The following is a 25,820-nucleotide window of genomic DNA, read 5'->3' as shown; positions in this document are numbered from 1 at the left end:
TAGCTCCGGTCAAGCTACGGTGCTGGTGGATGGATTATGCGTGGGGTCGGCGAGCAGTTGAAGGAGTTCGCCTTCCGCGACGATCTTGCCATCAAAGAGGTGGATCTGCCGATCAGCATGGGCAGCAAAGCGAGGATCGTGGGTGACCATGCAAATGGTTGAGCCTTCGGCGTGCAGGTCCTGCATCAGGCGCATGACGGCCTCGCCGTTCTTCGAGTCGAGGTTTCCCGTGGGCTCGTCCGCCAGCAGTATGGAGGGTGAGCCTGCGAGCGCACGGGCTACGGCGACGCGCTGCTGCTGACCGCCGGAGAGTTGGGCCGGGTAGTGGCGAGTGCGGTGGGCCATGTCGACGCGTTGCAGCGCATGCATTACGCGCTCCTTGCGCTCGGCTGCAGGCATGCCTGCACGATACGTCAGGGGCAGTTCCACATTCTCAAATACGGTAAGTTCCCCGATGAGATTGAAGCTCTGAAAGATGAAGCCGATCTCCTGATTGCGAATGCGCGACCGTTCAGCGAAGTCGAGGTTGGCGAACTCTCTGCCGTTGAGAATGTACTTCCCGGAGGTTGGCGTATCGAGCAGCCCGAGGATGGAGAGCAGTGTTGACTTGCCGCAGCCGGACGGGCCGGACATGGCCACGTATTCTCCGCGCGCAATCGAAAGATGGATGCCGGAGAGAGCATGTGTTTCAAGCTCATCCGTATAGAAGATCTTGGTGAGCTGCTCGATATGAATGAGATCGATCTGAGTTGGCTCGGACATAGTCATGCCTTTCCTTTCTTGCTAGTGATTCTGAAGTTGTACGCGGTCAGCTGAGTCCCATCGAGACATGTCGGAGAGGATGACCGTGTCACCGGCATTAAGGCCCTCGATGATCTGCACGCTGTTGATCGAAGCCCGACCAACCTTGACCGGAACACGGGTCGCGGTCTTGCCGTCAGGCGCGACCCGGAAGAGATTGATCGTGGTATTTTCGCTGCCGAACGCCGGACGACCGACGTAAAGCACATCCGTCATGCGATCGAGGTCGATGGTGCCGTCGACGGAGAGGTCGGGGCGAGCACCCTGGGGCAGGGCACTGACCAATTCGACATCGACTGTGACCGTGCCGTTCTGTACTGCGGGGTCAATCCGTATAATCTTGCCTGAGATGACGCCGTTATGGGTGTCGATCTCCGCTGGCTGACCGATTTGAATATCTCGCGCCTGGGTTTCGGAGATCTTGAGCGCGGCCTTTAGCTGATCTGGCTGAACCACTTTGGCAAGCGTAGTGCCGACTGCGACATGCTCACCTACCTGATGTGGAAGATCGACGAGCACGCCAGAGATTCCTGCACGCACACTGAGGGCTTCCTGCTGCTTCTGCCGCAGCGCGAGAATCGCTTCGGCCTGCCGCACTTTTGTCTGCTGTACGGAGAGTTCGGTGCCGATCGCCTTCTGGTTGAGATCGAGTCGCTGCTGCTCGATGTCGTTGCGCTGGCTTAGTTCGTCTGCCTTCCCCCTGGAGGCGCTGTAGGTGAGGCCGCTGATTACGCCGAGGTCGTAGAGATTTTTGTCCGTCTGGGCCTGCAACTGCGCCTGCTTCTGATCTGCACCGACCGTCGCGGCGCCAGCGCGCTGGGTCATTAGATCACTCTGCAGCTTCGCCTGCGTGTTTTTGTAATCGGCCTGGGCGGCCTGGAGCTGCAGGCGAGCATCCATTAGCTGCTGCTGTAGTTCGGGATCGACAAGTTCCATAAGCACGGTGTCCGGATCTACGAGCGCTCCGGGCAGCACACGAATCCTCACGACGGTCGCCTCCGTCTCCGCTGGGATGAGGCGAATGCGGTCTTCACGCGGCACCAGAGATCCCTGCCCTCGCACCTGACGAAGCAGCGGACCGCGCTTCACCGTGTCGGTCCAGACAGCGCTGTCGACGGTTGGAATCGCTGGCTTCAGCCGAAGGATGAACCAGGCGATTGCGGCAATCACGGCCAGTACAACGGCTGCAACGATCAGTTGCGAGCGTCGCTTACGCTTTTGTATGTCCGGTCGAGAGATATCCATTGAAGTTCAGTAGTGCAAACCGACGGCCAAATTTGCATAGAGCAACGCGCAATAAAATGAATGACTTAGGCATTAGGCTAAACGCCACATTGTCCGAAAGCGAGGAAAGCTGTCCGGAATCGGACACTAGTTGCTAACTTCGATCATTGCTATGGTTGATGGCTTGATAGGAGGAAGCTTGGCACCTTCTAGAGAGAGAGCTCCCGGAAGCAGGTGCTCAGGAACACTCCTCAGTTAGAGGAGCATTTCGGAGTCAGCGCCCGGTTGGCTTGGCCGGGACATCACACGTGGAGCTACCATCTGCTGCACATGGCGCAGGGCCTGTCGGAATCGGCTTGCCCTCATCCGGCATAGGCTTTCCTTCCGCGAAGGCATCGAGAATGGCCTGCTCCAGTTCGGGTGTTACCTCGTGATGCTGCACATAGGCCACCTTGCCATCGTCTCCAATGAACAGGAGCAGGGGCAGATGATGCACATTTGCGCCGACAGCGATAGGGAGCCCGCCCAGATAAGTGCAATCGGTCAATCCCATGTCGTGCACAAAGCTCTTTGTGTCTTTGGCGTTCCCCACAGATGCAAATATGAACTGTAGCTTCCCGGCGTATTGCGCCTTCAGACCAGTGAGGACAGTCGCTTCTTTTCTGCAGTGCGGGCAGAAGGGAGCAATGATCGCAAACACTGTCCGATGTCCCTTGAGATCGACATCGTTCATGGGATGGACCGTCGTGCCTGGCGCGCGCGTCAGCTTGAAGTGTGGGAACGTATCTCCCGGGCTAAGAGACGTTGAGCTTTCCCAGATACCAGAGGTGGGATTCTGGTTGGCTGCTGGCATGGCGGTCGCTTGTAGAAGAGAAATTCCAAGAACCAGTGATGCGATCATTACTGCTCTCCTTTGATGATCATCGATTGGTTGAGTCAGCCGTTCATCAGCGCATAGCTCCCATGACGGATTGCCCTGCACGAACAGGCAGGAAAGCACGCGTTCTTTGTCGTATCGATGCAGGCTTTAGCTGATGCCTTCCTACTGGTGGGTTAGCTGGATCAGCTGTGCCATGGCCAACATGCTGATGAACTGGCCCAAGTATGTCGGTGTCGCTGTAAAGTGTCAAGAATTCACGCTACAGAAAAAATTAAAAGAATTTTAAAAAAAGCTTGCATCGACTTCCGGCCGGTGTTACACAAGATCAACGTATCCGCGCTGAACAATTGTGTGAGTTGACTACCAGAGCAGTACATGCAGCCCTATCAAGGAGTTCGCCATTAGAGATATGTTCTCAATGCAGCCCTACATCCCCTTCTCAGTAATTCATTCATCGCGTCCTGCGCACAGGGCAAGATCGCCTTCGTGTGCGCTTCGCAAGTGGCGACGAAGTAAGACAAGGTAGTCAATCTATTCAGCGAGACGAGAGCAGAGTGCTCGGCTAGTCCAGGCGCATTCGCGGAGTTGCGTTCTTTTTCGAACGCCTCGGCTTATTTTCTAACTCGGCGCTATGTTTGGCGTCAGATGGCTTTGTATCGCAGAGGAGTCTTATGGCCGCAGTTCTTGTGCAACGTCAAGTGCCGTATCGCCGAATACAGAGCAATTCCATCCTGCAGATCGGCCAGCATGTACTGTTTCTAAACGAAACGGCCACAACGATCTGGGATCTGGTGGATGGCAAGACAGAAGATACCGACCTGGTGACGAAGTTGGCCCGGCAATATCCCATTGTTCCCTTTGATCAATTGGCCGCGGACGCCGCGGGAATCATCCGGCGCCTGATTCGGGCGCGAGCCCTCACATACTCGGATGGGCACACGGACCATATTGCGTTGTCGACTTTCGATAAAGGGAGCAATTCAGAGACGGGTGTGACGAAGAACGACAGTCCTTTTTCGATCTGTCTGACACCTAAGCGAGACATCGCGAATGCGACGACAGTTCGTGACCGGATCGAATCTGCCTACTGGCAGAACCACTTCATCCAGAAGATGCACCTGGAACTTACCTATCGATGTAACTACCGCTGTGTGCATTGTTACAACACGACCCACAGCGGAAAAGAACGAGAGCTATCGACTGAGCAATGGATGGACGTCCTGCATCAGCTCAAGGAGATGAACTGCCACACCGTGACTCTCACCGGTGGAGAGCTTTTCATCCGTCGCGATGCAATGGACATTATCGAAGAGGCGTCGCGGCTGGGCTTCTCTATCCTGATGAACACAAACGGCTCTTTGGTAACCGACGAGGTTGTAGACCGTTTGACATCAATCAAAGACTCCATCCAGATGCTTGAAGTCAGCTTCTATGGCGCTGACCAGATTACACACGACTCGCTGTCGCGATCTTTCGGTGGATTTACCAAGAGTACGCGACTCCTGACGCTCTTCACCGAGCGCGGCATCCCGGCCATGGCGAAGTTCATCACGCTGAAGGATAACTTTGCCGGTATTCCTATCTTTGAAAAAACGATGCGCTCTCTCGGCGCTAAGTATCTGATCAGCTCTGGCAATCTAATCCCAAGAACAGACCGAGATCAAGGCCCACTGGTGCAGCTGCTGACAGATGAGCAGTACAACAAGATGCTGGACACTCGTCCTGAGGATGCTTGTCCGCCAGGAAGCCTCCACATGAAGGACTGCCAGCCGGGGCACGTGCGCGGAGCGATTACGCCGGATGGTTCTGTAAGTCCGTGCGAGTGGCTCACCGACTTCAAGCTCGGCAATCTCAAGGACGCTCCGCTACGCGAGATCTGGTATTCGCAGAGCTTCTCGACCTTTAGGAAGGTTTTTGAAGAGGACTCGGATTGCCCCGAATGCTCTCTGAATACGTCTTGCCAGCGATGCCCGGCGATGTCGTATCTGGAAACCGGGAACCTGCAAGCCTGTGCGCCGGTGCCTCGGCACTATGCAGAGCTACATCAGAACTGGACGGAGACAAAGGAGACCACCGTATGTTGACCCAAGCCGTTACCTTGCGCGATAAGGTTGGAACCCGCCAAATTGGAGCTCACCTTTGCCTTATCAACCAGCGATCCCAGCAGGCATGGGTGTTCTCAGGCGTTAGCTCTCAGCTCTGGGACGAGCTTCGCGCTGGCAGGACTCCTGAGGAAATTGCGCTGAGCCTTGCAGCACGCGTGAAGGTTCCTCTCGCGAAAGCAGAAGCCGCCGTTCAGGATTTCCTCGAGAACCTCTGGGGACACGGTTTTGTCACCCTGGAGGAGCGCAGTGGAGAGGCGCCCGCCAGCGCGGAAGAGCCATTCAACAGCCACGGAAGACTGTGGAACATCTGTTTCGATAACCATGTGCTTTTTCGGACGTGGATCGATCTGCTCATCCCGTGTAATCTCCGATGTCAGCATTGTTATCTTGACTTCTCCAAGACAGATGTCATGCCCTTCGCGGATGTCTGCAGCTATCTTGACCAGCTTGCTGAACACGGTTGTCCAGAGGTCGTTCTCACCGGTGGGGAGATCTTCCTTCGACGAGACATCATGGACATCATTGCTTATACCCAGGAAAAGGGTTTTCTCTTCGAACTCTTCACCAATGGCAATTTCATCACTGCGTCTGTCGCCGATCAGTTAGCGAAATATCACATTGGAGCTGTTCAGATCAGTGTGTATGGCACCTCTGCCGCGGTGCACGAAGCGATCACTCGGAAACCGGGAACCTTTGAAAAGAGCATACGCGCAGCGAAACTTCTCATCGAACGCGGAATCCCGGTCCGCCTTGTTAATGTAGTGCAGGCCGTCAACTACGAAGATGCCTTCGGTTTTCCTGCTTTCGCTCACAGCATCGGCGCGGACTACGACATCGATGGAACCTTGATGCCCAACAGAAACGGCTCTCAGGAGCCACTGAAGCTGGGTATCTCGGTCGCCCAGATGGCTGCCCTCCATACAGCCGGCGTTACCAAACCACCGAATCCACAGGTGCAGTGCACGGCGGCCCGTGGAAAGGGAAGGATCACCTCGCACGGAGATATCTATCCGTGCAACGTGATTAACAACGCCAGCCTGGGAAATCTCCGCACGACAAGCCTGGAAGACATCTGGGCTTCACCGTGGAGAAATGAGCTGCGGGAAAGCATCGTCAACTATAAGCCGACACGATGCGGCTCCTGCTCCAACGATCCGGACTGTGTGCCCTGTGCCGCAACTCGCGGCTTCAACCAGGAGCATCATGAAGAAGCTCCGGTATCCGAAGCCTGCATGATAACGACGGCGGATCTTCTCTATCGCGGTCGAGCCATGGCGCCGGATTCGCCAGTCGCACGCGTCGCCGCGAGTATGGGCAGCGATCCTTATGCCCAAAATGCCGGGAACCTTATTCACGGTGGCCTTGTTCAAATTCAGGCTATCGCCGCAGCTCGCTGAGCCGCCATCACGAGGTTGTACAAACTGCACCACCAAAAGGAGAAGTGACATGAATGATCTGAACACGAGCATCGAACCGAAGCACGAAGCGTACGTCGAGCCACAGATGGAAGAGAGCGGAGAAAATTCCTCCGATCTCCTGTCGACAGCCTTTATCAGCCAGGCTGGTGTAGTGAAGGGCGGCAGCACCATTTGTGGTTGCTGCTTCTGCTAAACGAAGATACGGAGTGTGCTTCCTGAAGTACACTCCGTTTTTTCAATTATCCAGGAAGACGCTGCGGAAGAGTTTGATAGCCGTTGGAGGAAAGAAGATTGACAGTAAGAAGCTTTACTACCCGATACTTCCCCTACTTTAAGCGGTATCGCCTTGCCTACACGATAGCTTTTCTGCTGCTAGCCTTGATGTCAGCACTCTCCCTGCTGCCGCCACTGTTGATCCGCTCGGTGGTGGACCGAGCTATTGCCGGACACAACTCCGGGCTGCTATGGAGACAGACGGTCTACCTCGTCGTTCTCGTTTTGTTTCTGGGGCTCTGTCGCGGTTTCATGGATTATCTGCACGAATGGGCAGGGAATCGAGTCATCGCTTCTTTACGGAATAATCTGCTGGAAAAGCTCCTGTCACAGGACATGAAGTTTTATACGGTCACGCGTGTTGGAGAACTACTCGGGCGTCTGCGCACAGATACAACCAGACTATACGGCACAGTGATGAGCACATTGCTCGCGCTATGTTCAGATCTGGTTCAAGCTCTTGGTATCTCTGGACTGCTCTTGTGGATGAACTGGAAGCTGGCGCTGGTTGCGCTCTCATTTGTAATTCCGATGTTGGCCACAACGTATCTGAGGCGTGAACGTCTGCAGCGATTAGCGCTGGAATTTCGTGACAAAGATGTAGGTCTGCTGGATTTTGCACAGGAGCTGTTCACAAACATAAGCCTGGTTAAGCTTCTGAGTGGAGAACAATATGTGCGCGATCGGCATTTCGCTTTGAATGCCGACCTCGTTGATTCCGGTCTTGAAAATGTGAGATACAAGTTTGTCTCCATTTACTTGATTGGAATCTTCTCGGCTCTCCCCAGTATCGTAGTACTGTACTTGTCAGCGCTTGCGGTCATTCATGGCACAATGAGCGTTGGAAGTCTGATCGCGTTCTACCTCTTCGTTACCCGTGTCTATGGGCCGATCCAATCTCTTGCAGGCAGGGCCATCGAGATATCGAGCGGACTCGCATCCGCCACTCGCATCGAGGAGTTCCTGGCGCTGCCTGATAAGGAAGAGTGGCGTCATCTGTTGCCCCACCGTCCGCACCTGGCAGGTGCGCTGCAATTCCGCGATGTGTCATTTACATACCCGGGCCGGAAGCAACCGGCTCTTGCCAACGTCAGCTTCGCTGTCAATTCGGGTGAACGCATCGTGGTCATCGGCGAAAGCGGTGCTGGTAAGAGCACTCTGATCCATTTGATGACTCGCCTCTACGAACCTTCGAGCGGTTACATTGAAATCGCTGGTAAGCCACTGAACGAACAGGCGCTGCCAATCCTTAGGCGGAGTATCGGTGTGGTGTCACAAGACGTTGCACTTTTCAACGACACGATAGAAGGAAACATCCGCTTTGGGGATTTCGCCTCCAGCGCAGAAGATATCTTGGCGGCGATAAGGCTGGCAGGACTAGAACCGTTTCTTGGAACACTGCCTTTGGGACTGCAGACAGCGGTGGGTCCTCGAGGGCTGACGCTTTCTGGCGGACAACGTCAGCGCCTCGCGCTGGCCCGCATGCTTTTGCGACGTCCCGATATCTGGATCCTGGACGAGCCAACATCTTCGCTCGATTCAGTGTCGGCCGTGCAGATCTTTGAGCGGCTGAAAGATGTTACGGCAGGTGTCACGACGATCGTCGTAACACACGACCATTCCAGACTCCTCGAATTCGATCGCGTCCTGACTATCGAAAAGGGACATATGCTGTCGTTTTCAAGTCCACACGATTACCTGGCGAAGCGCAGAGAAGAAGCTTCGGCGAGTCCTTTTGTCGACTTTAGTTCCGACTTCGCAGTGAAGAACGGATATTCTGCGGTTGAACTTTGACCTGACCAGATAGAAACAGATTTCAGGAGATACAGCAGGATGAACTTCACTTCAAGAGCAAACAAGTATCTGCATCAACTGCGCGGCTTCCTTCTTGTAATCGTGTCGATTGCGGCGGCGCTTGCCTGTGGGGTTGTGGTGTGGAGCATTGCCATGACGTATCTTTTCAAGCCGGTGCCGTTTCCCCGGCCGGATACCCTGGTCATGGGATGGTTGCAGCTGCCAGGGAGTGACGATCGTGTCACGTTTTCGCCTGGGATCTTCAATGACTATGCGGGTCGACAAAGAAGCTTCGATAAGCTTGCCATCTTTGAGACGCGTTTTTTTGATACACAAGGCTCGGATGGGGCTCAGCGGATACCGGCGCTGCGTACCTCAACCAATCTGTTCGACCTCTTAGAGTCTCACCCACTAGCCGGCAGGCTCTTCGCGCGTTCAGACGAACAGGCAGGAGCGCCTCCTGTCGTTCTATTGACTTCGAGCTACTGGCGATCCCGCTATGGCGGGCTTACGTCTGCAATCGGAAAGACGATCGAACTGGATCGGCAACGGTATGAAATCGTTGGAGTTCTCCCGGATAACTTCTCCTTCCCGTTGGTGGGATTTCCGGAGAACAATGTTCCTGCCAAGGTAGTGGTTCCTGCGGCATTTTCGCAAGAAGAGGCCACCACACGCAGTGCCATGTTCGAATACTCCCTTCTCGGAAGGCTTCGTGCTGGAGTGACGATAGATCAAGCGCAATCAGAGGCATCGACCATCGTTGCAAACCTGCATCAGGACTACATCTCTACAGGTGGCGACCAGACAAACCAACAGCCCAATGGAATTACCTTATCCAGCTTGAAAGAGACGGTGACAGCAAGTGAGCGCCGACCGATTCAGCTTCTATTGGCCGCATCCGCGCTCTTGCTGATCATCGCAGGCTTCAATGCCGCAACAATCCTTCTGGTCCGTGGCTTGCAGCAAAACAAGCAGTATGCGATCCAGGTTGCTCTAGGGGCAGGGAAACGCGATTTCCTGCATCAGGCGATCGCCGAAAGCTCTGTTATCTCGGTCACGGCCTCGGTGCTTGGATTAGTTATCGGGGTGGTGGGTTTGTACAGCCTCAACAACTATCTCAGTAATTTGACTCCTTACTGGAGAGTGGTGCCTTGTGCCTGGTGGTTTGTCCCACTTATGTTTCTGGTGTACATGGCTGTGTTGAGCACTACCATCTACAAAATCAGCACCGTCTCTATGACTGTGCTTGGACGCCGTCTTTTTCAGGAAGCGGATATGCGTGTCACGGGGTCGAAGATGGTTCGTCTGATTCAGCAAATCTGTGTCAGCGGACAGGTAGCGCTTTCGGTGATGTTGCTGCTGCTTAGCAGTATTCTGACCAAAAGCCTGTATAACCTGCGGAACGCGGATATTGGGGTAGCAGCCGACCACCTATATACTGCGACTGCGACGCTCCCTAGAGAAAGCTATAAATCCGCTACCGCGATTCGTGAGTTCTACAGCTCCGTACTTGATGGAGCCACTGGCTTGCCGCAAACAACACAGGCAGGTATCGGCACGGACCTCCCTCTCGACGCTACGGAGACGGAGACTGTCCATGCTGTAGATGGCCATCGTGCCTCTGCGCGGGAACATATTCCTGTCGTACGAACGTGGACAACGGGAGATTACCTCGGAACGCTGCACGTTCGCTTGATAGCAGGGCGCTTATTCTCAACTGCAGAACAGCCGCAATCCCTCCCTGCGGTGGTCATCAGCGAATCACTGGCAACGCACCTTTGGGGTAGTACCGACGTTCTTGGAAAAACGATTACGGTTGGCCCCTCGGTTGTTCTTACTGTGGTGGGCGTGGTCGGCGACGTGAAGGATTCGACTGTCCGCTTGTCGGCAACGCCTCACGTGTACACCCCGCTCATTCAGGAAAAGGCCGAGATGCTTGAGCATCCGACCTGGAATGGGTTGCGGCGCATGAGTGTGGTGCTCAGGAGCTCCGCCGATTCATCTCTGCTCGACTCGAATCTGAAAGGCATCATTGCGCGCCTGGATCGAGGCCTGGTAGTGACTGATCTCGTTAGCGTCTCTTCTGAAATCAAGAGAGCCGCTTTGCCAGAGTCCTTTATGACGATCGGTACGACTGCTCTCGCTGCTATTGCTTTTGCGTTGGCGCTTGTTGGGGAGTATTCCCTGACCTCTTTCGCAGCCGTTCAGCGGAAGAAGGAGATGGGGATTCGGATCGCACTGGGGGCGAGACGAGGAAATATTCTGGCTCTTTCTGCTCGCTTTGCTCTTCTAAGTGCGCTCGTTGGAGTCAGCACCGGAGTGATCCTCGCTCTCGCTTGCGATCACCTCGTAAAGTCTTTCGTCTTTGGTATTCAGGTCAACGATCCATTGACCTATGTGATCATCGCGATCTGTTCACTTTGCGCAGTAGCGATCGCCGCGGCTATACCGTCGGTTCGTTCTTCAAGGATAGATCCGATGGAGGCGTTGAAGAGTATTTGATAGGAACCGCTGGAAAAGTCCCGTTTGGCAAAGTTTCGAGTCTTCTAAGGGCTGCTTCGACCCTACGCAAGAGATTGGCAGAGCTCTCTGCCTCTATCCCATCACCGTATTCTGGATCGGCCCCGTTCCAGTAGCGCTATATGTATGGCATTCTCTCAACGCTCAAGGTTCCGTTCCAACGCCCGCAATATTCGTAACGAGTACGCTATCGCATACCACTCCGCCCAGACTTCTGCTGGCGGCTAACACACGGTCAAAGTTGAGTCTCAGGCTCAAAGACATGGCAAGCTTACCGTTTATACCTGGTCAGGCTATCTCTCAACGCGATCCTCATTCCGCAACATAAAGAACCGGTGACCTTGCCGTCTTCACACCACTCTGGGCCCGGATGGATATCAGTGCGACACTAAAGGTTCTCCTCATCTGACATCCTTGAGCGTACATTTGAGTCTTAGCGGACCCCAACACGCCAACATTCAGCGGACCTTCAGGTTGCAGCGCGTATGCTCGATTTGAAGAAGCGGAAATCGATCCTCGACTTAAACAATCCGAGCCGGCGAGTGAGCCGGGAAGACCTTAGCTGGAGATATCACTATGTCATGCAAGCCGCTAGTCGTTGCAACCCTCGCCGTGATGCTCTTCCTTGCGAGCCTCGCCAAAGCTCAGGACAGCGGTCCATACAAGGTCCTCAGGATTCAATTGGTCGGAGGCGATGGAGGATTCGATTACGTTACGGCCGACCCTGACAGCCGCAACCTTTACGTCGCTCGGTCTGGCCCCGCAGGCCACATTGGTGTCTATAACCTCGACACGCTGGCACAGGTAGGAGATATCCCGGGCGTGAGCGCGCACGGCGCAGCGGTTGACGCCGCGACGGGACACGGGTTCGCAACTTCTAAGCCAGTAACGATGTTCGACTCTAAGACCTTTGCGATTCTGAAGAAGATCGACGTACAAGGAAATCCGGACGGCTACCTCAACGACTCCTACAATCACCGCTTTTATGTTTTAAGTCATTCGGCGCCGAATATTACTGTGCTCGACGATAAGGATGGCTCGATCCTTGGCACCATCGACATCGGCGGCGCACCTGAGCAGGCTGTTACTGATGGCCACGGCAAGATCTACGTCGACATCGAAGACAAGGCCGCCGTCGCGGTGATTGACGCGAACACCATGAAGATGATCGGCAGGTACGACGTTTCGAGCAAGGGTGGAGGATGCGCCGGCCTTGCGCTGGATGCGAAGAACAATATCCTCTTCGCTTCATGCCGCGACAAGAAGAACATGATCGTTCTGTCAGCTACGGACGGGCAAATCATCACCGATCTTCCGATTGGCAATGGGTCGGATGGTGCCATCTTCAATCCGGCCACAATGGAGGCCTTCAGCTCGCAAGGTGATGGGACGCTTACGGTGGTGCAGGAGAATTCGCCCACGAGCTTCTCCGTCGAGCAGACGGTCACGACGCCAGCGCGGGCGAAGGTGTTGACCCTGGATACAAAGACCAATCAGATTCTGACGATCACCGCCGAGTTTGGCCCGCTGCCAAGCGCGCCGACCTCGGCAGCGGGTACGACTCCGCCTGCTGGTGCTCCGGTCTCGCCGCGCAGTCCTCGCGCGCCGATGATCCCGCACTCTTTCCAGATACTTGTGATCGGCAAGTAACCACCTGACACTTGCGATAACAGAATTCTTGTTCAAGTGACTCCGCCCGGACAGCTCCCTCATTGCCCGCAGCAGAAGCGCTCCGCAGATTTGTCGCTGTGATTCTGGAAGCGCCGGCTCGCATTCTTGAGCTTCACGGATTCGAAGGTTTCAACACGAATGCCATCGCAGAGCGCGCCGGAATGTGTAATGAAGTGCTGGACTCACCAAACCTGACGCGAGGATACCTCGCGTCGGCTCTAGTCAAACTCGCCTCTCCACTTGTCGCTTACAAATCCTTACCAAAATCTACGATCGCTTACAGCACTCTGCTCATGGCCTCCGCACAATAGAAATTCAAGGGTTCATGATAGTTAGAACCTGGTACAGGTTGAGAACAGCAACGGTGGCACAGGCTGTAGAGATGATAGAGAAGTAGACAAGGCGAGGCTAAATGGTCCGACATACGCGAAGGGCGACGGTTTGTTTCGCTTTCGGGATTGAGAGTGGGGCGAGAAACGAATGTCGTCGTTATCCAGCATGGAAAGATGAAAGAATAGAGTGTTGCTTCTTCGCAGCTTCGATTCTAAGGGCTGCACGGAAAGAAATAAGACTTATCAGCTCCATCTCCAAGGAGAGCAGTACATGGTTCGCTTGTTGTGGCTTTTCCTCTTAGTTCCCATCATCATGGTTTTGGGATTGCTGTATCAGTGGGTTGGGTCACGGTACGACCGCAGGCGTTTTCTTCGTTTGGGCCGGTTAGTGGACATCGGTGAGCGCCGGCGACTGTTTATGACGGAGATGGGCGATGGAGTTGGGCCGTCGGTGATCTTCGAGTCGGGAATTGGGGCTACGAGTCAGAACTGGGCCAGGATTCAGATGTCGGTGAGCGAGTTCGCGCACACGGTTTCTTACGATCGGTTGGGGCTGGGTTGGAGTACACCGGCAGTGTCGGAACGAATTCCTTCGAAGGTGGTGGAGGAGTTGCGGGCGATGTTGCAAGCGGCCGGCATTGCGCCGCCTTACCTGCTGGTGGGGCATTCATTTGGCGGGTTGGTGGCGCGATATTTTGCGGCCGAGTATCCCGACGAGGTGGTAGGCGCGGTGCTGGTAGATGCAATGCGCACGGACGAGTGGCCGCCGGTGGATGAATCACAGCGCAGGCTGTTGAACCGTGGGGTGCAGCTGACCCAGTGGGGCGTGCTGATTGCTTATTCGGGTCTTGCACGACTGACTACTATGTCATTTTTCCGGCGGTCGGGCAAGTTTACAAACCTCTTCACGCGCGCGACCGGGGGCCATCATGTGCTTGAGCGGTTGACGAGCGAGTTGAACAAAATGCCGCCGACGGTGTGGCCGATCGTGGCGGCGCACTGGTCGAACCCGGCTTACTTTCGCGGGTTGACGGCACATATCCAGGGAGTTCCGGGAACAGTGATGGAGATGCTGGAGGCAACGCCGATCGTGGGCCTACCGGTGGTGTTGCTGACGCCGGGGCATCCGAAGGCGATCTCGGACGCGGATTTGAGGAAGATTGGGCCGGATGCGGAACAGTTGATCGCGGAGAAGAGTGGGCACTGGGTACATCTTGATGAGCCGGAGCTGGTTATCGAGCAGATTCGCGAGATGATGACGGCCTTACTGTCCAGGCTCTCCTACGAAGCGGTGATGGGGGAGAGCGTGTCGGCCGATTGATGGGGGCGTGATGCTGGGGGTCTAGTGAACGGCCTCGCCTTTGAGTGTGCCATGTTGATCGACACTCATGTTATTAGACCACTGCAACGCGTATAACCTGCCGTTTTCTTAGCGACGCGATCAAGGACGATGCACCACTGGCCACCGTCCTTGATCGCCACGGACCAACTCGGATCCTATCCTGAAGCAATCGTGGGACTTGCAACGAGAAGGTAAGCTGTCAGGACTGGACAAAGCACCACACCTACAAGTAACTGTCGGATATGTCATTAGCTTTATATTCTGCTTGTTCTTTCCCTGACTGCGGGGACAAACCCTCTTCCTGAACGTTCTCAACGTACTTCGTGCGGGCACTCTGGAGCTGCTGTACCTGGTCCCGGCCAAGTGGACGAGCCGACCCGAGTTGACGGGCAACGAGAGCTATGTGAGCCAAGTGTTCAAGGGTCTCCATCTTCATGAAAGCGTCCAGAAGCGTCGCGCCATAGCTGACCGCACCATGATTCTCAAGAAGGATCGCATCATACTCCGAGATGAAAGGTCTCATGCTAGCCGCCACCTCAGCCGTTCCAGTGGTTGCATAAGAGGCCAAGGGAACGGCTCCAACCGTCATCACTGCTTCTTGACAGAGAATCTCATCAATAGCTCGCCCCGAGCAGGCAAAAGCTGTCGCTGTCGGGGGATGAGAATGGACGACGGCATCTACATCCTTTCGTTGCGTATAGATGGCAAGATGCATGGATATTTCGCTAGTGACCTTCCTTGAGCCCGCGAGTTGCCGCCCGTGGAGGTCAACGATCACCATGTCGGATGTCTTAACTAAACCTTTACTCATGCCAGTTGGTGTAACCAGCAGTCTTCGCGAGTCGAGACGTACCGAAAGGTTTCCAGAGGTCCCGGGGGTAAAGCCGAGGCGAGACAGCCACCTGCTGAATCTAACGAGTTCGCGCCGTAATCCTTCTTCTGTCGTGCATCCACTTTCGTTCAAGACTTTGCTCCTGTCGATCTATGTTGGGGATGAGCTGAAAGATCTTCAATGGGACTTGTGGTTCGCGTGTCCGGTTCGACGAGAACATCGCCTGCGCTTTACGCTATTGGCCAATCCTATCTGACACTGTGAAGAAGTGACCAGCACTTAGCCAGCCGATTAGAATGTCCTCACGCTGGGAACAGCTCCGGCATGCAGGGTTGTGATGAGGCCGTGCGAACGACTCTGGGGCGACGTCATCGTCTTGTTTTCTGCGGCACGCATTAGAGCTTGAGGCGCGCGGCGCTTGGGAGAATTTCCAGTTGATCATCAGAATGTTACGTTTCCCACCTGCAAGGAGCCGATGATCTCCGAGACCTATAGCGACGATGGTGCTGATATGGGGTATTCTGAACAAATTGATATTGCACCGTACACAGAATTGCTCGGGTATTCTAGCTTGACCCAGTATCCAATCGCGCGATCAAGGTGCAGTCGTTTGGAAGTCTCTTGGCAATAAACACCGCGCAGTTACAGGATAGCTGGCGCTCCACTCTCGACCACGATAGGACACATTCAAGCGCATGAGCTCAAAATTGTCGTCAGTACGATTTGTCAGGAAGGATATGGGACGGCTACGCCTTCGGACATTCATCAGGTTCTGCGTGGCAAGTAGGGAGAGCAGGGCATTCATTAGTCCGATTCACTATTTTCACCCGTTCCCAGACGAGCTGCTGAGCGTTGTCGTGCTGGCGAAACTAACTGCCGGAGTGTTTCCAGCCTCGCGCGGCATAAGCCTTTCTAAGGTTTAGGCGCTGCGTCATGGCTAGTCCGATTCTGGAAGTACGCAACCTGCACAAGAACTACGACGAAGGACGAATCGAAGCTCTCCGCGGCGTCGATCTCTCCATCGACGCTGGCGAATTTGTTGCCATCAGCGGGCACAGCGGCAGTGGTAAATCGACCCTACTCCACTTACTAGGCGGCCTTGATACGCCCACCCACGGCGCTATTCTTTTTCGAGGCACGCCTCTAGGGTCTTCTCTTAGCCTCGACGCCTATCGCTGCAATCATGTTGGTTTTATCTTCCAGGCTTTCTACCTACTGCCCACATTGCGTGCTGTCGAAAACGTGCAGGCCCCCATGCTCGCTACGAGAAATGGTGCTGGCGATAGGGCGGAACGTGCCGAGGCACTGATGCGTGAAGTGGGGCTGGAGCACCGTATGCGTCAGCATCCGAATGAACTCTCCGGGGGAGAGCGGCAGCGCGTAGCGATTGCTCGTGCACTGGCCAATAACCCTTCAATCCTGTTGGCAGATGAGCCCACTGGTAATCTTGACAGCACGAACTCCATGCGGATCATGGAAATCCTCACTGGCATTCAGAAGGCCCGAGGTATGACGTTGATTGTCATCACGCACGAGGAGGAGATTGCGAACTCTGCGCAACGGCACATTCGCATTCATGATGGAAGGATTGTGCCATGAGACTCGCCTCCATTGTGACTGCGGCGATGCTGATTATTGCGACCTCTGCGCACGCAACGGATACGCCAGCGGTAGTTGCCATCGCGCGAAAGCGCATCGAGGCTACGGATTTTCGCGCCAGCGGACGCCTGATACGGGTGGATGCAACTGGGAATCGAATCAGCAATGCCATCACCATGGCAGCGCACTGGTTTCCAGGCGTTCTGCGCGTGCTCGTGCAGGTGGTTCCATCTCGAAACTCGACGGGAAGTGCGGACCAGAATCCGCGCGTCACGATCTTGTTTGAAATGCGGCCAAGCGGCCAGAGTACGATTCGGATTTTCCGCCCACACGAGTCCCAACCAGCCACGTTGCCTTTTGAGAAGTGGAGCGAGAGTGTAATTGGAAGCGACTTCAACTATGAGGATTTTCTGCAGCCGGAGTACTACTGGCAGCGCCAGACGCTTCTTAAGAGTGCCAGATTTGGTGCTCACGATTGCGATGTACTGAGGAGCGCACCGAGCGAATCAGATCGTTCGCACTATGCCGAGGTTCAAACTTGGCTCGACCACACGATCGGCTACCCCATCTATGTGGAAAAGAAGCCGAAATACGGCGGAGATGTAAAAGAATTTACGTACTTCGGTCTGAGTCAATCGGGAGGGGTGTGGTCAGCCAGACAGGTGGAAGTAAAGATACATGGCCACCCTGGATCGACAGTTTTGATTATCGAACGAGGAAGCGCGAAGGCTAAACTTGGCATCAGGGACTTCAGTCCCGAGCAGATCAGTCGGTTTGAGGATCACCCATGACCCTTTCAGTCGTACTATTTTGAAAGGGATCGAGCAACGAGAGGTGCCGGTAACGGCGACTTCAGTCCATCAGCCTCTGAGAATCGGTCCTGCAGCACTCGACGAAGAAACTTACCGCTGTGATTCTGCGGCAGCTCGCCAGAGGCGAGAATCCAGATGCGCCGCGGCGTCTTATATGCCGCGAGATTATTACGGCACCAATCCAGCAGGTCAACTTCTTGCGCAGTGAAACCTGGCTGCAGTTCAACTGCGGCCACGGGGATCTCGCCTTTCTCTTGATGATGCAAGCCGAAAGCAACCGCGCGGGCCACAGCAGCATGGGCCAGCATTACTTCTTCGAGTTCGCGAACGTACACCGAATAGCCGCCCGATTTGATCACATCCTTTGTGCGCCCAACCAGCCGGATAAATCCCAGGCGATTGCGCGTAGCCAGGTCGCCCGTACGCAACCAGCCGTCGCAGGTAAGGAGGCCCTGAGTGTCGGCCTTGTCCTTCCAGTAGTGCGGAGCGAGACCTCGGCGTCGAATCTGGCATTCTCCCGTGACACCCGCGGGCACGCTTTGGCTATTCTCATCGACCAGCCGAATGCGAAACGGTGGCACAGGGAGACACAGGTCGCCACTCCCTCTCAGCAGCGGCAACTCAATGCCCATCATGGCGAGGCCGCCCAACTCGACCATGCCATATCCGTTCAGCAGAATGGGTGGGATACGCGAACGACCGAACAGCCGGAACAGGGCTCCGAACTGGCGCAGACGCTGTCGAACTTCGGAGGGAAGGTGGTCGCTGGCCGAGAGCCAAACACGCACACTCGCCAGGCGTGCAGGTGCCGGGTTGCTGTTGACCAGGCGGGCAAACATGGTGGGCACGCCAACAAAGGCCGTGATGCGAAAGCGCTCAACAAGCTCCAGCGCAGCATCGACATCGAAGCGATCGAGAAAGCATCCGCGAATACCCGCCATGAGGCCGTACAAAGCAATACTTACAGCCATGATGTGTGACCAGGGCAGCGCTATGAGTGCAAGGTCCCGTGGCCCCAGAAATATTCCCGTTAGTACTGTAGACGCGCGCGCTCCAAGTAGAGCATTGCTTGACAAGGCTGCGCCCTTGGGGAATCCACTGGTGCCGGAGGTATGAAAGATGGCAACCGTTGCGGCCGGGTCGATGGTGACGGGTGGTGCCGGCATACCAGTCTGAGAGACGCGCAGAAATCCGTCGAGCGTCTCCTTCTCATCATCCGCCTGTATCCAGGTGCGCACCTCAAGGGCTTGGCGGTTTCCGATGTTCCGTTCAAATACCATCCTATCGGTGACCAGAATATCTGTGCCGCTATCAGCGAGAATCCGGCGCATCTCGTTAAGGGAGAGCTGTGGATTCAACGGAACCGCAATGCCTCCCGCGCGGATAATAGCAAGAAACCAATGGAAGCATTCGCGATTGTTACTGCGATAGATGGCAACAGCCTGGCCCGGGCGAAGCGCGACGGACTGGCGTAGAAAAGTATCGATGGAGCAGACTTCGTTGTGCAGATCCGAGAGATGAAAGATGCCGCTTTCATGTACGGCGACCTCACAATTCCCTTTGCGACGAACCAATTCATCTACAAGATTGGCTACCGTGACGTCGCTGTCCCGAGCGAGTTGATAACGTTGGATGATGCTCATTGCGCAGTGACCGGCTTGCGGCCCCAGTCGCTGGCCACGCAATAATGGAAGAGGCGGTCGAGATAGTCGAGTACCGGTGGCGGACTCATCCCTGCAGGCTGTAGAAGACTTTCGGCATTGCTGGTGTCAAACTGCATGCGCATAGTGAAGTAATCCCGATAGGCGCGGCCGTCGCGCAGCACACGACGTTTGCGTCCCCACAGGGAGAGAAACAGAAGCGGCCGTACCACGGCGAAGAAAAATTTCGGATCAACGAAACGCGGCTCGGGACCGTTGAAGTATTCCATGGCGCGATGGGCAACCTGCTGGATAGTCGCGCTGGAGCGTGGTCCGGCACAAAGGTGAATGGTAGAGCCCAGGGCGGCTTCATCAAAGAGGAGTTGCGCGACAGAACTGGCGACAAAATCCACGGGCACAATGTCGAGCACTGCGTCCGGATAGCCAGGGACGGTGCGCCAAAGGCGTCGTGCGTAGATCTTCAGTGGCCAGTACATCATCTTGAAGCTGGAGGTGACGCCGGTTCTGGAGTCCCCCACGATGATGCTGGGACGCAGTATTACGCCAGGAATAGAGCCGAGACGCGATTGTACAAGGGCCTCAGCCTCAGCCTTCGTTTGTTCGTAGGTATTGCGATAGCTCTGGCCCACGGCAAGCTCGTTTTCGCGAACCAGGCCCGAGCGCTCGCCGGCCACGTAGGCTGTACCAACGTAGGCGAAGCTTCGAAGCGCGCGCACGCCGCCCGCAAAATCGAGAATATGCCGGGTGCCCTCGACGTTAATGCGGCGTGCTTCGTCGAGCGAATGATCGAACCGCACTGTTGCAGCGGAATGAATCACTCGGGTCGTTTCAGCCGAAAGGCGCCGGTAGGCAGCCGAGTCCAGCCCACAGTTTGGCTGGCTGACGTCTCCAGCAAAAACCTGAACGCGTGACCGCTCCACTAAAGGAATGAAGGAATCAGCGCGCTGTTGAGCCGATTGCCCGGTTCCGTTGCGGATGAGCAGTGCGAGTGTAGCGTTCGGCTTCCGCTCCAGAAGTTCGCGCACCAACTGCACTCCGAGAAAGCCAGTGGCGCCCGTAACCAGAATGAGCTCTTCGTTATTCAGTTCAAAACCTTCCTTAGTCCGCGCACAAAAAAGAGAGCCGGGGCATCATGACCGTTGGGTGCCTATGCGACGGCCTGCACTAAGGCTCAGTATACTGCGAGCAGTGTTGAACTATTTTCTCCTCATGAGACAAGAGAATAACTTTGCGAGAAGTACCGGAATGGCCACGAGGTGGCGCCGCTTGCTGTCTGCTAAGGCGTCTGGATCGTGTGCGGTACCAGTCGGCGATCCGGGCTCAGCAAGCTATAGAGAGAGGATGTTCCGAAAGGCATCAAGTCCGCACGGCTGTAAGAGCAGGGAGCGGTCTCCAGCCAGGCCCAAACCATCTGATGCTTCGTCGACGACCTAGCAGAACATACCCTTGCGCACGGAGTTGCGCAGAGGGGAATCTACGTCGCGATATCGTAGGGCATCTGACGGCAGAGATCGAAAATTGGAATTAACGCCTGAACTTCTTATTTGGAATGGGCGCATCTGACACCGTCGCGGCTAACTAGCAGCTTAACTTTCTTCAATGCGAAGACAAAAGGACGCATTCCAAGTTCATGGCCAGATCATTGTCATTCACGGGATTTGTTTTGAAGAACCTGCGGCGTCGGCGGTTGAGGACACTGCTCACACTGGCTGGAATCGGAACGGCGGTTGGCGCGTTCGTAGGCCTGGTGGGCTTTTCAAGCGCGTTCGAACAGCAGTGGGCACGTATTTACTCCAGCAGTGGCACTGACATTGCCGTAATTCAGGGAACATTCCTGAATACCTCGATGGACGAGTCGACGACGGCTAAGCTGAGTGATATGCCCGAAGTGGCGCAGGCGTCACCTACTATCTTTAACCTGATGGACCTGACACCGGACGTGAATGCGCTTGTTTACGGCTGGAAGGGTGATGCATTTCAGTTTGCTTCTCTGCAAATTCTTGCAGGGCGGCGGTTTCGTGACGGCCGTGCCGAAGTGATGCTCGGCGATATGCTCGCTCGTGGTCTGAAGAAGGCCCCTGGTGACATTCTCGAGCTTCAGGGCACGTCGTTCACAGTAACGGCCATTTACCACGGTGCTTCAACGCTTGAGGCGGACGCGGTCATCATGCCGCTGGATCAGTTGCAGCAGCTAAGCAGCTTGCAAGGCAAAGTTTCGACAATTGATGTTCGGCTGCGCCCAGTGCCTCGCGGAGAGACTCCGGAAGAATACTTGAAGCACGCGCAGGCTGAGATCGAAACTGCTCTTCCGGGAATGCGTGCAGTCCCAGCTGCGGAGCGCGCCAGCGACAATCAGTTTGTGAAACTGGCCCACGCATCTGCCTGGGGCACCTCTTCGATGGCCCTCCTTATCGGCATACTGGGAATCGCCAACACCATGGCGATGTCTGTATTCGAGCGCACTCGGGAGATCGGTATCCTGCGCGCTTTGGGTTGGAACCGATGGCAGGTGCTGGCCCACATTGAGATTGAAGCCGTCACACTCGGCCTGGGCGGGGGATGCCTCGGTATCGCTTTGGGGTGGTGTGCCCTCCGAGTGCTGGCGGCGTTGCCACGTACGGCAAGTCTCGTTTCGGCGTCACTCCACTGGCAGCTTCTTACTGAGGCGATAGGAATCGCGGTGTCCGCTGGACTGATTGCCGGAGCGCTTCCGGCGTGGCGCGCGGGGCAACTCTCACCTGTGGATGCGCTGAGGCACGATTAGCCGAGCTTGGACAGAACCGTTCGCCCCATCCTGGCCGTGGAATATTGCCACCGCAATGGTTGGCAAGTTGCTAGCCAGGAGCTCAGATGAGGCGCGGTGCTTTGCCCGAGGCCGATACAGCAGATTGTTTTCATCGGGCACCCTGCTGAAGTTGGACCTCTGCAGGAAATTGGGACACTTGCTAACGTATCAGCCATTACTGGCACATAAAATCAACGAATTATTGAAGAGGACTATGGCAAGATTTGGAGCATTTTGTTTTCCGGCGACCGGTCATCTCAATCCGATGATCGCGCTGGCGCATTCCCTACAACTGAGAGGCCACGAGGTAGTAATCTTCGGGATATCGGACGTTGAGGCAGTTGTCCGTGCGGCGGGTATCGAGTTCTGTCGAATAGGCTTCAAAGACTATCCGCCTCGCACCCTCAAGAGGCTGGATGAGAAACTAGCGCAGCTAAGAGGGATTGCGGCCTTTCGATTTACGTTGGAGCGGGTGAGAAATTCGACGCGGATGATCCTACGCGACGGACCGGAGGCGGTGCGAACAGCTAATGTAGAAGCGCTGCTGGTCGATGAGGCTGAGTTTGCTGGAAACGTGGCAGAACATTTAGGCCTGCCTTGGATCTCCCTGGCCTTGATTCCTCCCCTCCTTCCTGACGACCGATTTCCGCCCTTCTGGTTAGGCTGGGCGGCGGGACAGGATCGGCTCAGCCGTTTGCGGAACCGCCTTGCAATTCATCTGCTTTTGCGGATCGCTACCCCCATCTTCAGAGAAGTGAACCAGCAGCGTAGCGCATGGGGACTGAGGCCTTTAACACGTCCCGAGGATGGGCTATCGCCTCTGGCGCAAATTACACAGTTGCCTGAAGCACTGGAGTTCGAAATCGGCGGCAAGAAGCCGGCTGGGCTTCACTATACTGGGCCGTTCTTACACGCTCAACAGCGTCCTGCCGTCGATTTTCCCTGGGACCGTCTCGACGGACGTCCACTCATTTACGCATCGTTGGGTACTCTCCAGAACGGTTCAGAGGCTATCTTCAGAACGATCACAGATGCCTGTGCCGGACTCGACGCACAGTTATTGATCTCGCTGGGTGGCGGGCTCGATCCGGCAAGACTGGGAAGGGTGGCCGGCGATCCGGTGGTGGTGCACTTTGCTCCCCAACTGGAGATTCTGAAGCGAGCCGCGCTGGTGATCACACATGCTGGCCTGAACACGGTTCTGGAGTCGCTTTGCGAGGGCGTGCCGATGGTGGCCATACCCCTCGGAAACGATCAACCCGGGGTGGCGGCGAGGCTCAAGGCACGCGGAGCATGCGTTGTGATTTCACGGCACAGGCTAAGCCCGGCCAAGCTGCGTAAAGCAGTGATTCTCGTGCTTCAAGATAACGGATACCGCAAAGCGGCCCAGGTTTTGCAGAGCGCTATCCAGCAGTTAAACGGGCCAGACCGCGCTGTAGATCTCATCGAACAGGTGCTGAAACTCCGTTCGACTCAGCCCCTGGCCTGAACTGCCGGATGGCCACATCGCTTAGCTGCGGGCATGAAGCTATTGTCAATCCTATCGGCACGGATTCACTCGTCGCTTGGGCGTGGGCACCAGGATTCGGCAGAGGGCCTGCCCCGGGGATACAGATAATGGCCGGCGCTTTGGCCCAGGCACAGGTGCCGTATATCCGGTCTCATCGTCGGCAGTCGCTGTTACGATGCGCTGAGATTGCGGAACTCGGTTATTTGTTGCGATCAATGTGTGGCTATGTCTTCCTGAAGACTCAAATGGCAAGAGGCCTGTCGTTGAGATTTCGAATCTGAACCTGCATCCGCGCTCTCTGGCTAATTTAGTAGTCGCCTGATGTGAACGAAAGACTATAGGCTCAAGGCGAGGTGCTGATTCGCATGATTGAGTATTCAAGCCGCACATTTCGTTCGTTGCGAATTCGTTGTGCTCTTTGCTGTTTACTTGGCTGGCTGGGACTGATGACCCCTGCTTTCAGCCAGCAACCGTTCCAAACTCTTCTTGTTGGCCTCGATCGCCGCACCGTCACTAGTCTCGACGGGGACTGGCATTACCTCGTTGATCAGTCTCCTGGCCGCGCTCTCTACACTTCGAACGGGGGGATCAACGACAAGAGCTATGCCATGAACACCCACCCCCACATCGTCGGCATCCACAACGAGGAGTACGACTTCGCTACCGCGCCTACTCTGAAGGTCCCCGGCGACTGGAACACCCAGGTTCCAGAACTTTTCAACTACGAGGGTGTCGTCTGGTATCAACGTGATTTTGATGCCCAACCTAAACCCGGCACCCGTTCTTTTCTCCACATCGGCGCCGCAAACTATCGGTCTCACGTGTGGGTCAATCAGAAGCGGGTCTGCGATCACGAAGGCGGCTACACTCCCTTCGATTGCGAAGTTACTGCGGTACTGCATCCTGGCTCCAACTTCGTTGTCATCGCTGTCGACGCTACTCGACTCGTCGATGGCATTCCCTCTGTCGGTATCGACTGGTTCAACTATGGTGGCCTGACTCGGGATGTGTCTCTCGTTACCGTCTCCCAGTCCTTCATTGATGATTACGATGTACACCTTGCCCATCGTCCGAAATTCGAGCCTGGCAACGTCGAGATCTCTGGCTACGTCCATGTTCTCGACGCTCCAGCCGGAACAGCCGTCGCCATCAACATCCCCGAGGCAGGTGCTAAAACCACCGTTAAGACCGACGCCGAAGGCAACGCGCCGTTTAGCGTTACAGCCACCAAGCTCACACTCTGGTCGCCCGAATCTCCAAAGCTCTACAAAGTCATCCTGACTTCTGGCGAGGATAGTCTGACCGATGACATAGGGTTCCGCGATATTCGCGTCGATGGTACCCGCATCCTGCTCAACGGCAAGGCAATTTTTCTGCAGGGCGCAAATATGCATGCAGAGGCTCCCATTCGTGGAGGTCGCGTCAACACCGACGAAGACGTCACCACCATCTTCAACTATTTGAAGGATATGAACGCGAACTTCGTTCGTCTCGCACACTATCCCCACGACGAGCGGATGGAGCGCGAGGCCGACCGCGATGGCATCATGGTCTGGTCTGAAATACCGAATTGGCAGCACATCTCTTTTGATAAACCCGAGGTCTATGCCAAAGACGTCGTTATGCTCAAAGAGATGATCCGGCGTGACCGCAACAAGGCATCGGTCATCCTTTGGTCCATCTCTAACGAGACATCCAACAACCCCACCCGTACCAGGTTCCTCACCGACTTAGCCAACGAAGCACGCAAGCTTGATCCCACCCGCCCTATTACCTCCGCGATTCTCGGACCCAGACTTGATGGGAATGAAATGGTCAACAATGATCCTCTCTGCGACGCGCTCGACGTCATTGGCCAGAACGAGTACGTCGGTTGGTATGATGGATCCCCCGAAGACGCTGACAGAATTCACTGGAGTTTCCCGCAAAAGCCCGTCATTATGAGTGAGTTCGGTGCCGAAGCCAAGTACGGTAACCACGGCGTGACCAACCAGCGCTGGACTGAAGAGCAACAGGTCTACGTCTTCCAGCACCAGTTCGTCATGCTCAATAAAATCCCCCAGCTCCGCGGCATCAGCCCATGGATACTTGTGGACTTTCGTTCGCCCACGCGAAACATCCCCAAGTTGCAGGATGGATACAATCGCAAAGGATTGATCTCCGAAGACGGGAAGAAAAAGCAGGCCTTCGAGCTACTCGAAAAGACCTACAAAGAGCACTCCGTAGGCAAGCCTGAATAGGACAAAGGGCAGAAACCGAAG

The 25,820-nt window shown here is 55.4% G+C and carries 18 protein-coding genes; 12 read left to right on the top strand and 6 right to left on the bottom strand.

Features of this window, described 5'->3' with window-relative positions:
- Nucleotides 1–9: 9 nt before the first annotated feature.
- From HDF15_RS02880 to HDF15_RS02870, 3 genes are all read right to left on the bottom strand, one after another.
- On the bottom strand, nucleotides 10–762 hold the full coding sequence (locus HDF15_RS02880) for an ABC transporter ATP-binding protein (RefSeq protein ID WP_184252751.1): 753 nt from the start codon (nucleotides 760–762) through the stop codon (nucleotides 10–12).
- A gap of 21 nt (nucleotides 763–783) precedes the next feature.
- On the bottom strand, nucleotides 784–2,046 hold the full coding sequence (locus tag HDF15_RS02875) for an efflux RND transporter periplasmic adaptor subunit (protein ID WP_184252750.1): 1,263 nt from the start codon (nucleotides 2,044–2,046) through the stop codon (nucleotides 784–786).
- A gap of 253 nt (nucleotides 2,047–2,299) precedes the next feature.
- A complete protein-coding gene (locus HDF15_RS02870) occupies nucleotides 2,300–2,926 on the bottom strand; it encodes a redoxin family protein (RefSeq protein ID WP_184252749.1) in 627 nt (208 codons plus the stop codon).
- 650 nt (nucleotides 2,927–3,576) lie between these two features.
- Here HDF15_RS02870 and HDF15_RS02865 point away from each other — a divergent pair.
- The 7 genes from HDF15_RS02865 to HDF15_RS02835 all read left to right on the top strand — a co-directional run bounded on the left by HDF15_RS02865 (nucleotide 3,577) and on the right by HDF15_RS02835 (nucleotide 14,339).
- Nucleotides 3,577–4,989 carry a PqqD family peptide modification chaperone gene (locus HDF15_RS02865; protein ID WP_184252748.1) on the top strand — a complete coding sequence of 471 codons (1,413 nt, stop codon included), beginning with the start codon at nucleotides 3,577–3,579 and terminating at the stop codon, nucleotides 4,987–4,989.
- Nucleotides 4,983–6,407: a PqqD family peptide modification chaperone gene (locus HDF15_RS02860; RefSeq protein ID WP_184252747.1), complete on the top strand. Its 1,425-nt coding sequence runs from the start codon at nucleotides 4,983–4,985 to the stop codon at nucleotides 6,405–6,407. The genes HDF15_RS02865 and HDF15_RS02860 overlap by 7 nt, the downstream gene beginning before the upstream one ends.
- 49 nt (nucleotides 6,408–6,456) lie before the next feature.
- Entirely contained in the window at nucleotides 6,457–6,621 is a 165-nt protein-coding gene (locus HDF15_RS02855) for a hypothetical protein (protein ID WP_184252746.1), read from the top strand.
- Nucleotides 6,622–6,719: 98 nt separating this feature from the next.
- On the top strand, nucleotides 6,720–8,495 hold the full coding sequence (locus tag HDF15_RS02850) for an ABC transporter ATP-binding protein (protein ID WP_184252745.1): 1,776 nt from the start codon (nucleotides 6,720–6,722) through the stop codon (nucleotides 8,493–8,495).
- 39 nt (nucleotides 8,496–8,534) lie between these two features.
- Nucleotides 8,535–10,997 carry an ABC transporter permease gene (locus HDF15_RS02845; RefSeq protein WP_184252744.1) on the top strand — a complete coding sequence of 821 codons (2,463 nt, stop codon included), beginning with the start codon at nucleotides 8,535–8,537 and terminating at the stop codon, nucleotides 10,995–10,997.
- Nucleotides 10,998–11,591: 594 nt separating this feature from the next.
- The gene (locus tag HDF15_RS02840) at nucleotides 11,592–12,665 is read left to right on the top strand and encodes a YncE family protein (protein WP_184252743.1); all 1,074 of its coding nucleotides are present in this window, start codon (nucleotides 11,592–11,594) and stop codon (nucleotides 12,663–12,665) included.
- Between the two features lie 624 nt (nucleotides 12,666–13,289).
- Nucleotides 13,290–14,339: an alpha/beta hydrolase gene (locus HDF15_RS02835; protein WP_184252742.1), complete on the top strand. Its 1,050-nt coding sequence runs from the start codon at nucleotides 13,290–13,292 to the stop codon at nucleotides 14,337–14,339.
- 244 nt (nucleotides 14,340–14,583) lie between these two features.
- Here HDF15_RS02835 and HDF15_RS02830 read toward each other — a convergent pair whose 3' ends face one another.
- Nucleotides 14,584–15,324, bottom strand: a complete 741-nt coding sequence (locus HDF15_RS02830; RefSeq protein ID WP_221314244.1) for a class II aldolase/adducin family protein — start codon at nucleotides 15,322–15,324, stop codon at nucleotides 14,584–14,586.
- A gap of 801 nt (nucleotides 15,325–16,125) precedes the next feature.
- On the opposite strand from HDF15_RS02830, the gene HDF15_RS02825 reads away from it, so the two are divergent.
- Nucleotides 16,126–16,791, top strand: a complete 666-nt coding sequence (locus HDF15_RS02825) for an ABC transporter ATP-binding protein (protein WP_184252741.1) — start codon at nucleotides 16,126–16,128, stop codon at nucleotides 16,789–16,791.
- The gene (locus HDF15_RS02820) at nucleotides 16,788–17,582 is read left to right on the top strand and encodes an outer membrane lipoprotein-sorting protein (RefSeq protein ID WP_184252740.1); all 795 of its coding nucleotides are present in this window, start codon (nucleotides 16,788–16,790) and stop codon (nucleotides 17,580–17,582) included. The genes HDF15_RS02825 and HDF15_RS02820 overlap by 4 nt, the downstream gene beginning before the upstream one ends.
- Before the next feature lie 14 nt (nucleotides 17,583–17,596).
- On the opposite strand, the gene HDF15_RS02815 is transcribed toward HDF15_RS02820, so the two are convergent.
- Nucleotides 17,597–19,246 carry a class I adenylate-forming enzyme family protein gene (locus HDF15_RS02815; protein WP_184252739.1) on the bottom strand — a complete coding sequence of 550 codons (1,650 nt, stop codon included), beginning with the start codon at nucleotides 19,244–19,246 and terminating at the stop codon, nucleotides 17,597–17,599.
- A complete protein-coding gene (locus HDF15_RS02810; RefSeq protein ID WP_184252861.1) occupies nucleotides 19,243–20,328 on the bottom strand; it encodes an SDR family oxidoreductase in 1,086 nt (361 codons plus the stop codon). Before HDF15_RS02810 ends, HDF15_RS02815 begins: the two co-directional genes overlap by 4 nt.
- Nucleotides 20,329–20,894: 566 nt before the next feature.
- On the opposite strand from HDF15_RS02810, the gene HDF15_RS02805 reads away from it, so the two are divergent.
- The 3 genes from HDF15_RS02805 to HDF15_RS02795 all read left to right on the top strand — a co-directional run bounded on the left by HDF15_RS02805 (nucleotide 20,895) and on the right by HDF15_RS02795 (nucleotide 25,799).
- Complete coding sequence (locus HDF15_RS02805; RefSeq protein WP_184252738.1) at nucleotides 20,895–22,028, top strand: ABC transporter permease; 1,134 nt, start codon at nucleotides 20,895–20,897, stop codon at nucleotides 22,026–22,028.
- A gap of 235 nt (nucleotides 22,029–22,263) precedes the next feature.
- Nucleotides 22,264–23,538, top strand: a complete 1,275-nt coding sequence (locus tag HDF15_RS02800) for a glycosyltransferase (protein ID WP_184252737.1) — start codon at nucleotides 22,264–22,266, stop codon at nucleotides 23,536–23,538.
- Nucleotides 23,539–24,005: 467 nt separating this feature from the next.
- Entirely contained in the window at nucleotides 24,006–25,799 is a 1,794-nt protein-coding gene (locus tag HDF15_RS02795; RefSeq protein WP_260330785.1) for a glycoside hydrolase family 2 protein, read from the top strand.
- The last annotated feature ends 21 nt before the right edge of the window (nucleotides 25,800–25,820 follow it).

The sequence above is a fragment of the Granulicella mallensis genome, from assembly GCF_014203225.1.
Lineage (GTDB): Bacteria > Acidobacteriota > Terriglobia > Terriglobales > Acidobacteriaceae > Granulicella > Granulicella mallensis_A.
This window is presented reverse-complemented; position numbering and strand designations above follow the sequence as displayed.

Excerpts from the sequence above, each read along its gene's own strand:
- HDF15_RS02870 (WP_184252749.1), bottom strand. The coding sequence starts at position 2,926 with ATGATCGCATCACTGGTTCTTGGAATTTCTCTTCTACAAGCGACCGCC.
- HDF15_RS02875 (WP_184252750.1), bottom strand. The coding sequence starts at position 2,046 with ATGGATATCTCTCGACCGGACATACAAAAGCGTAAGCGACGCTCGCAA.
- HDF15_RS02820 (WP_184252740.1), top strand. The coding sequence starts at position 16,788 with ATGAGACTCGCCTCCATTGTGACTGCGGCGATGCTGATTATTGCGACC.
- HDF15_RS02825 (WP_184252741.1), top strand. The coding sequence starts at position 16,126 with ATGGCTAGTCCGATTCTGGAAGTACGCAACCTGCACAAGAACTACGAC.
- HDF15_RS02805 (WP_184252738.1), top strand. The coding sequence starts at position 20,895 with ATGGCCAGATCATTGTCATTCACGGGATTTGTTTTGAAGAACCTGCGG.
- HDF15_RS02880 (WP_184252751.1), bottom strand. The coding sequence starts at position 762 with ATGTCCGAGCCAACTCAGATCGATCTCATTCATATCGAGCAGCTCACC.
- HDF15_RS02800 (WP_184252737.1), top strand. The coding sequence starts at position 22,264 with ATGGCAAGATTTGGAGCATTTTGTTTTCCGGCGACCGGTCATCTCAAT.
- HDF15_RS02860 (WP_184252747.1), top strand. The coding sequence starts at position 4,983 with ATGTTGACCCAAGCCGTTACCTTGCGCGATAAGGTTGGAACCCGCCAA.
- HDF15_RS02840 (WP_184252743.1), top strand. The coding sequence starts at position 11,592 with ATGTCATGCAAGCCGCTAGTCGTTGCAACCCTCGCCGTGATGCTCTTC.
- HDF15_RS02845 (WP_184252744.1), top strand. The coding sequence starts at position 8,535 with ATGAACTTCACTTCAAGAGCAAACAAGTATCTGCATCAACTGCGCGGC.
- HDF15_RS02815 (WP_184252739.1), bottom strand. The coding sequence starts at position 19,246 with ATGAGCATCATCCAACGTTATCAACTCGCTCGGGACAGCGACGTCACG.
- HDF15_RS02795 (WP_260330785.1), top strand. The coding sequence starts at position 24,006 with ATGACCCCTGCTTTCAGCCAGCAACCGTTCCAAACTCTTCTTGTTGGC.
- HDF15_RS02865 (WP_184252748.1), top strand. The coding sequence starts at position 3,577 with ATGGCCGCAGTTCTTGTGCAACGTCAAGTGCCGTATCGCCGAATACAG.
- HDF15_RS02835 (WP_184252742.1), top strand. The coding sequence starts at position 13,290 with ATGGTTCGCTTGTTGTGGCTTTTCCTCTTAGTTCCCATCATCATGGTT.
- HDF15_RS02855 (WP_184252746.1), top strand. The coding sequence starts at position 6,457 with ATGAATGATCTGAACACGAGCATCGAACCGAAGCACGAAGCGTACGTC.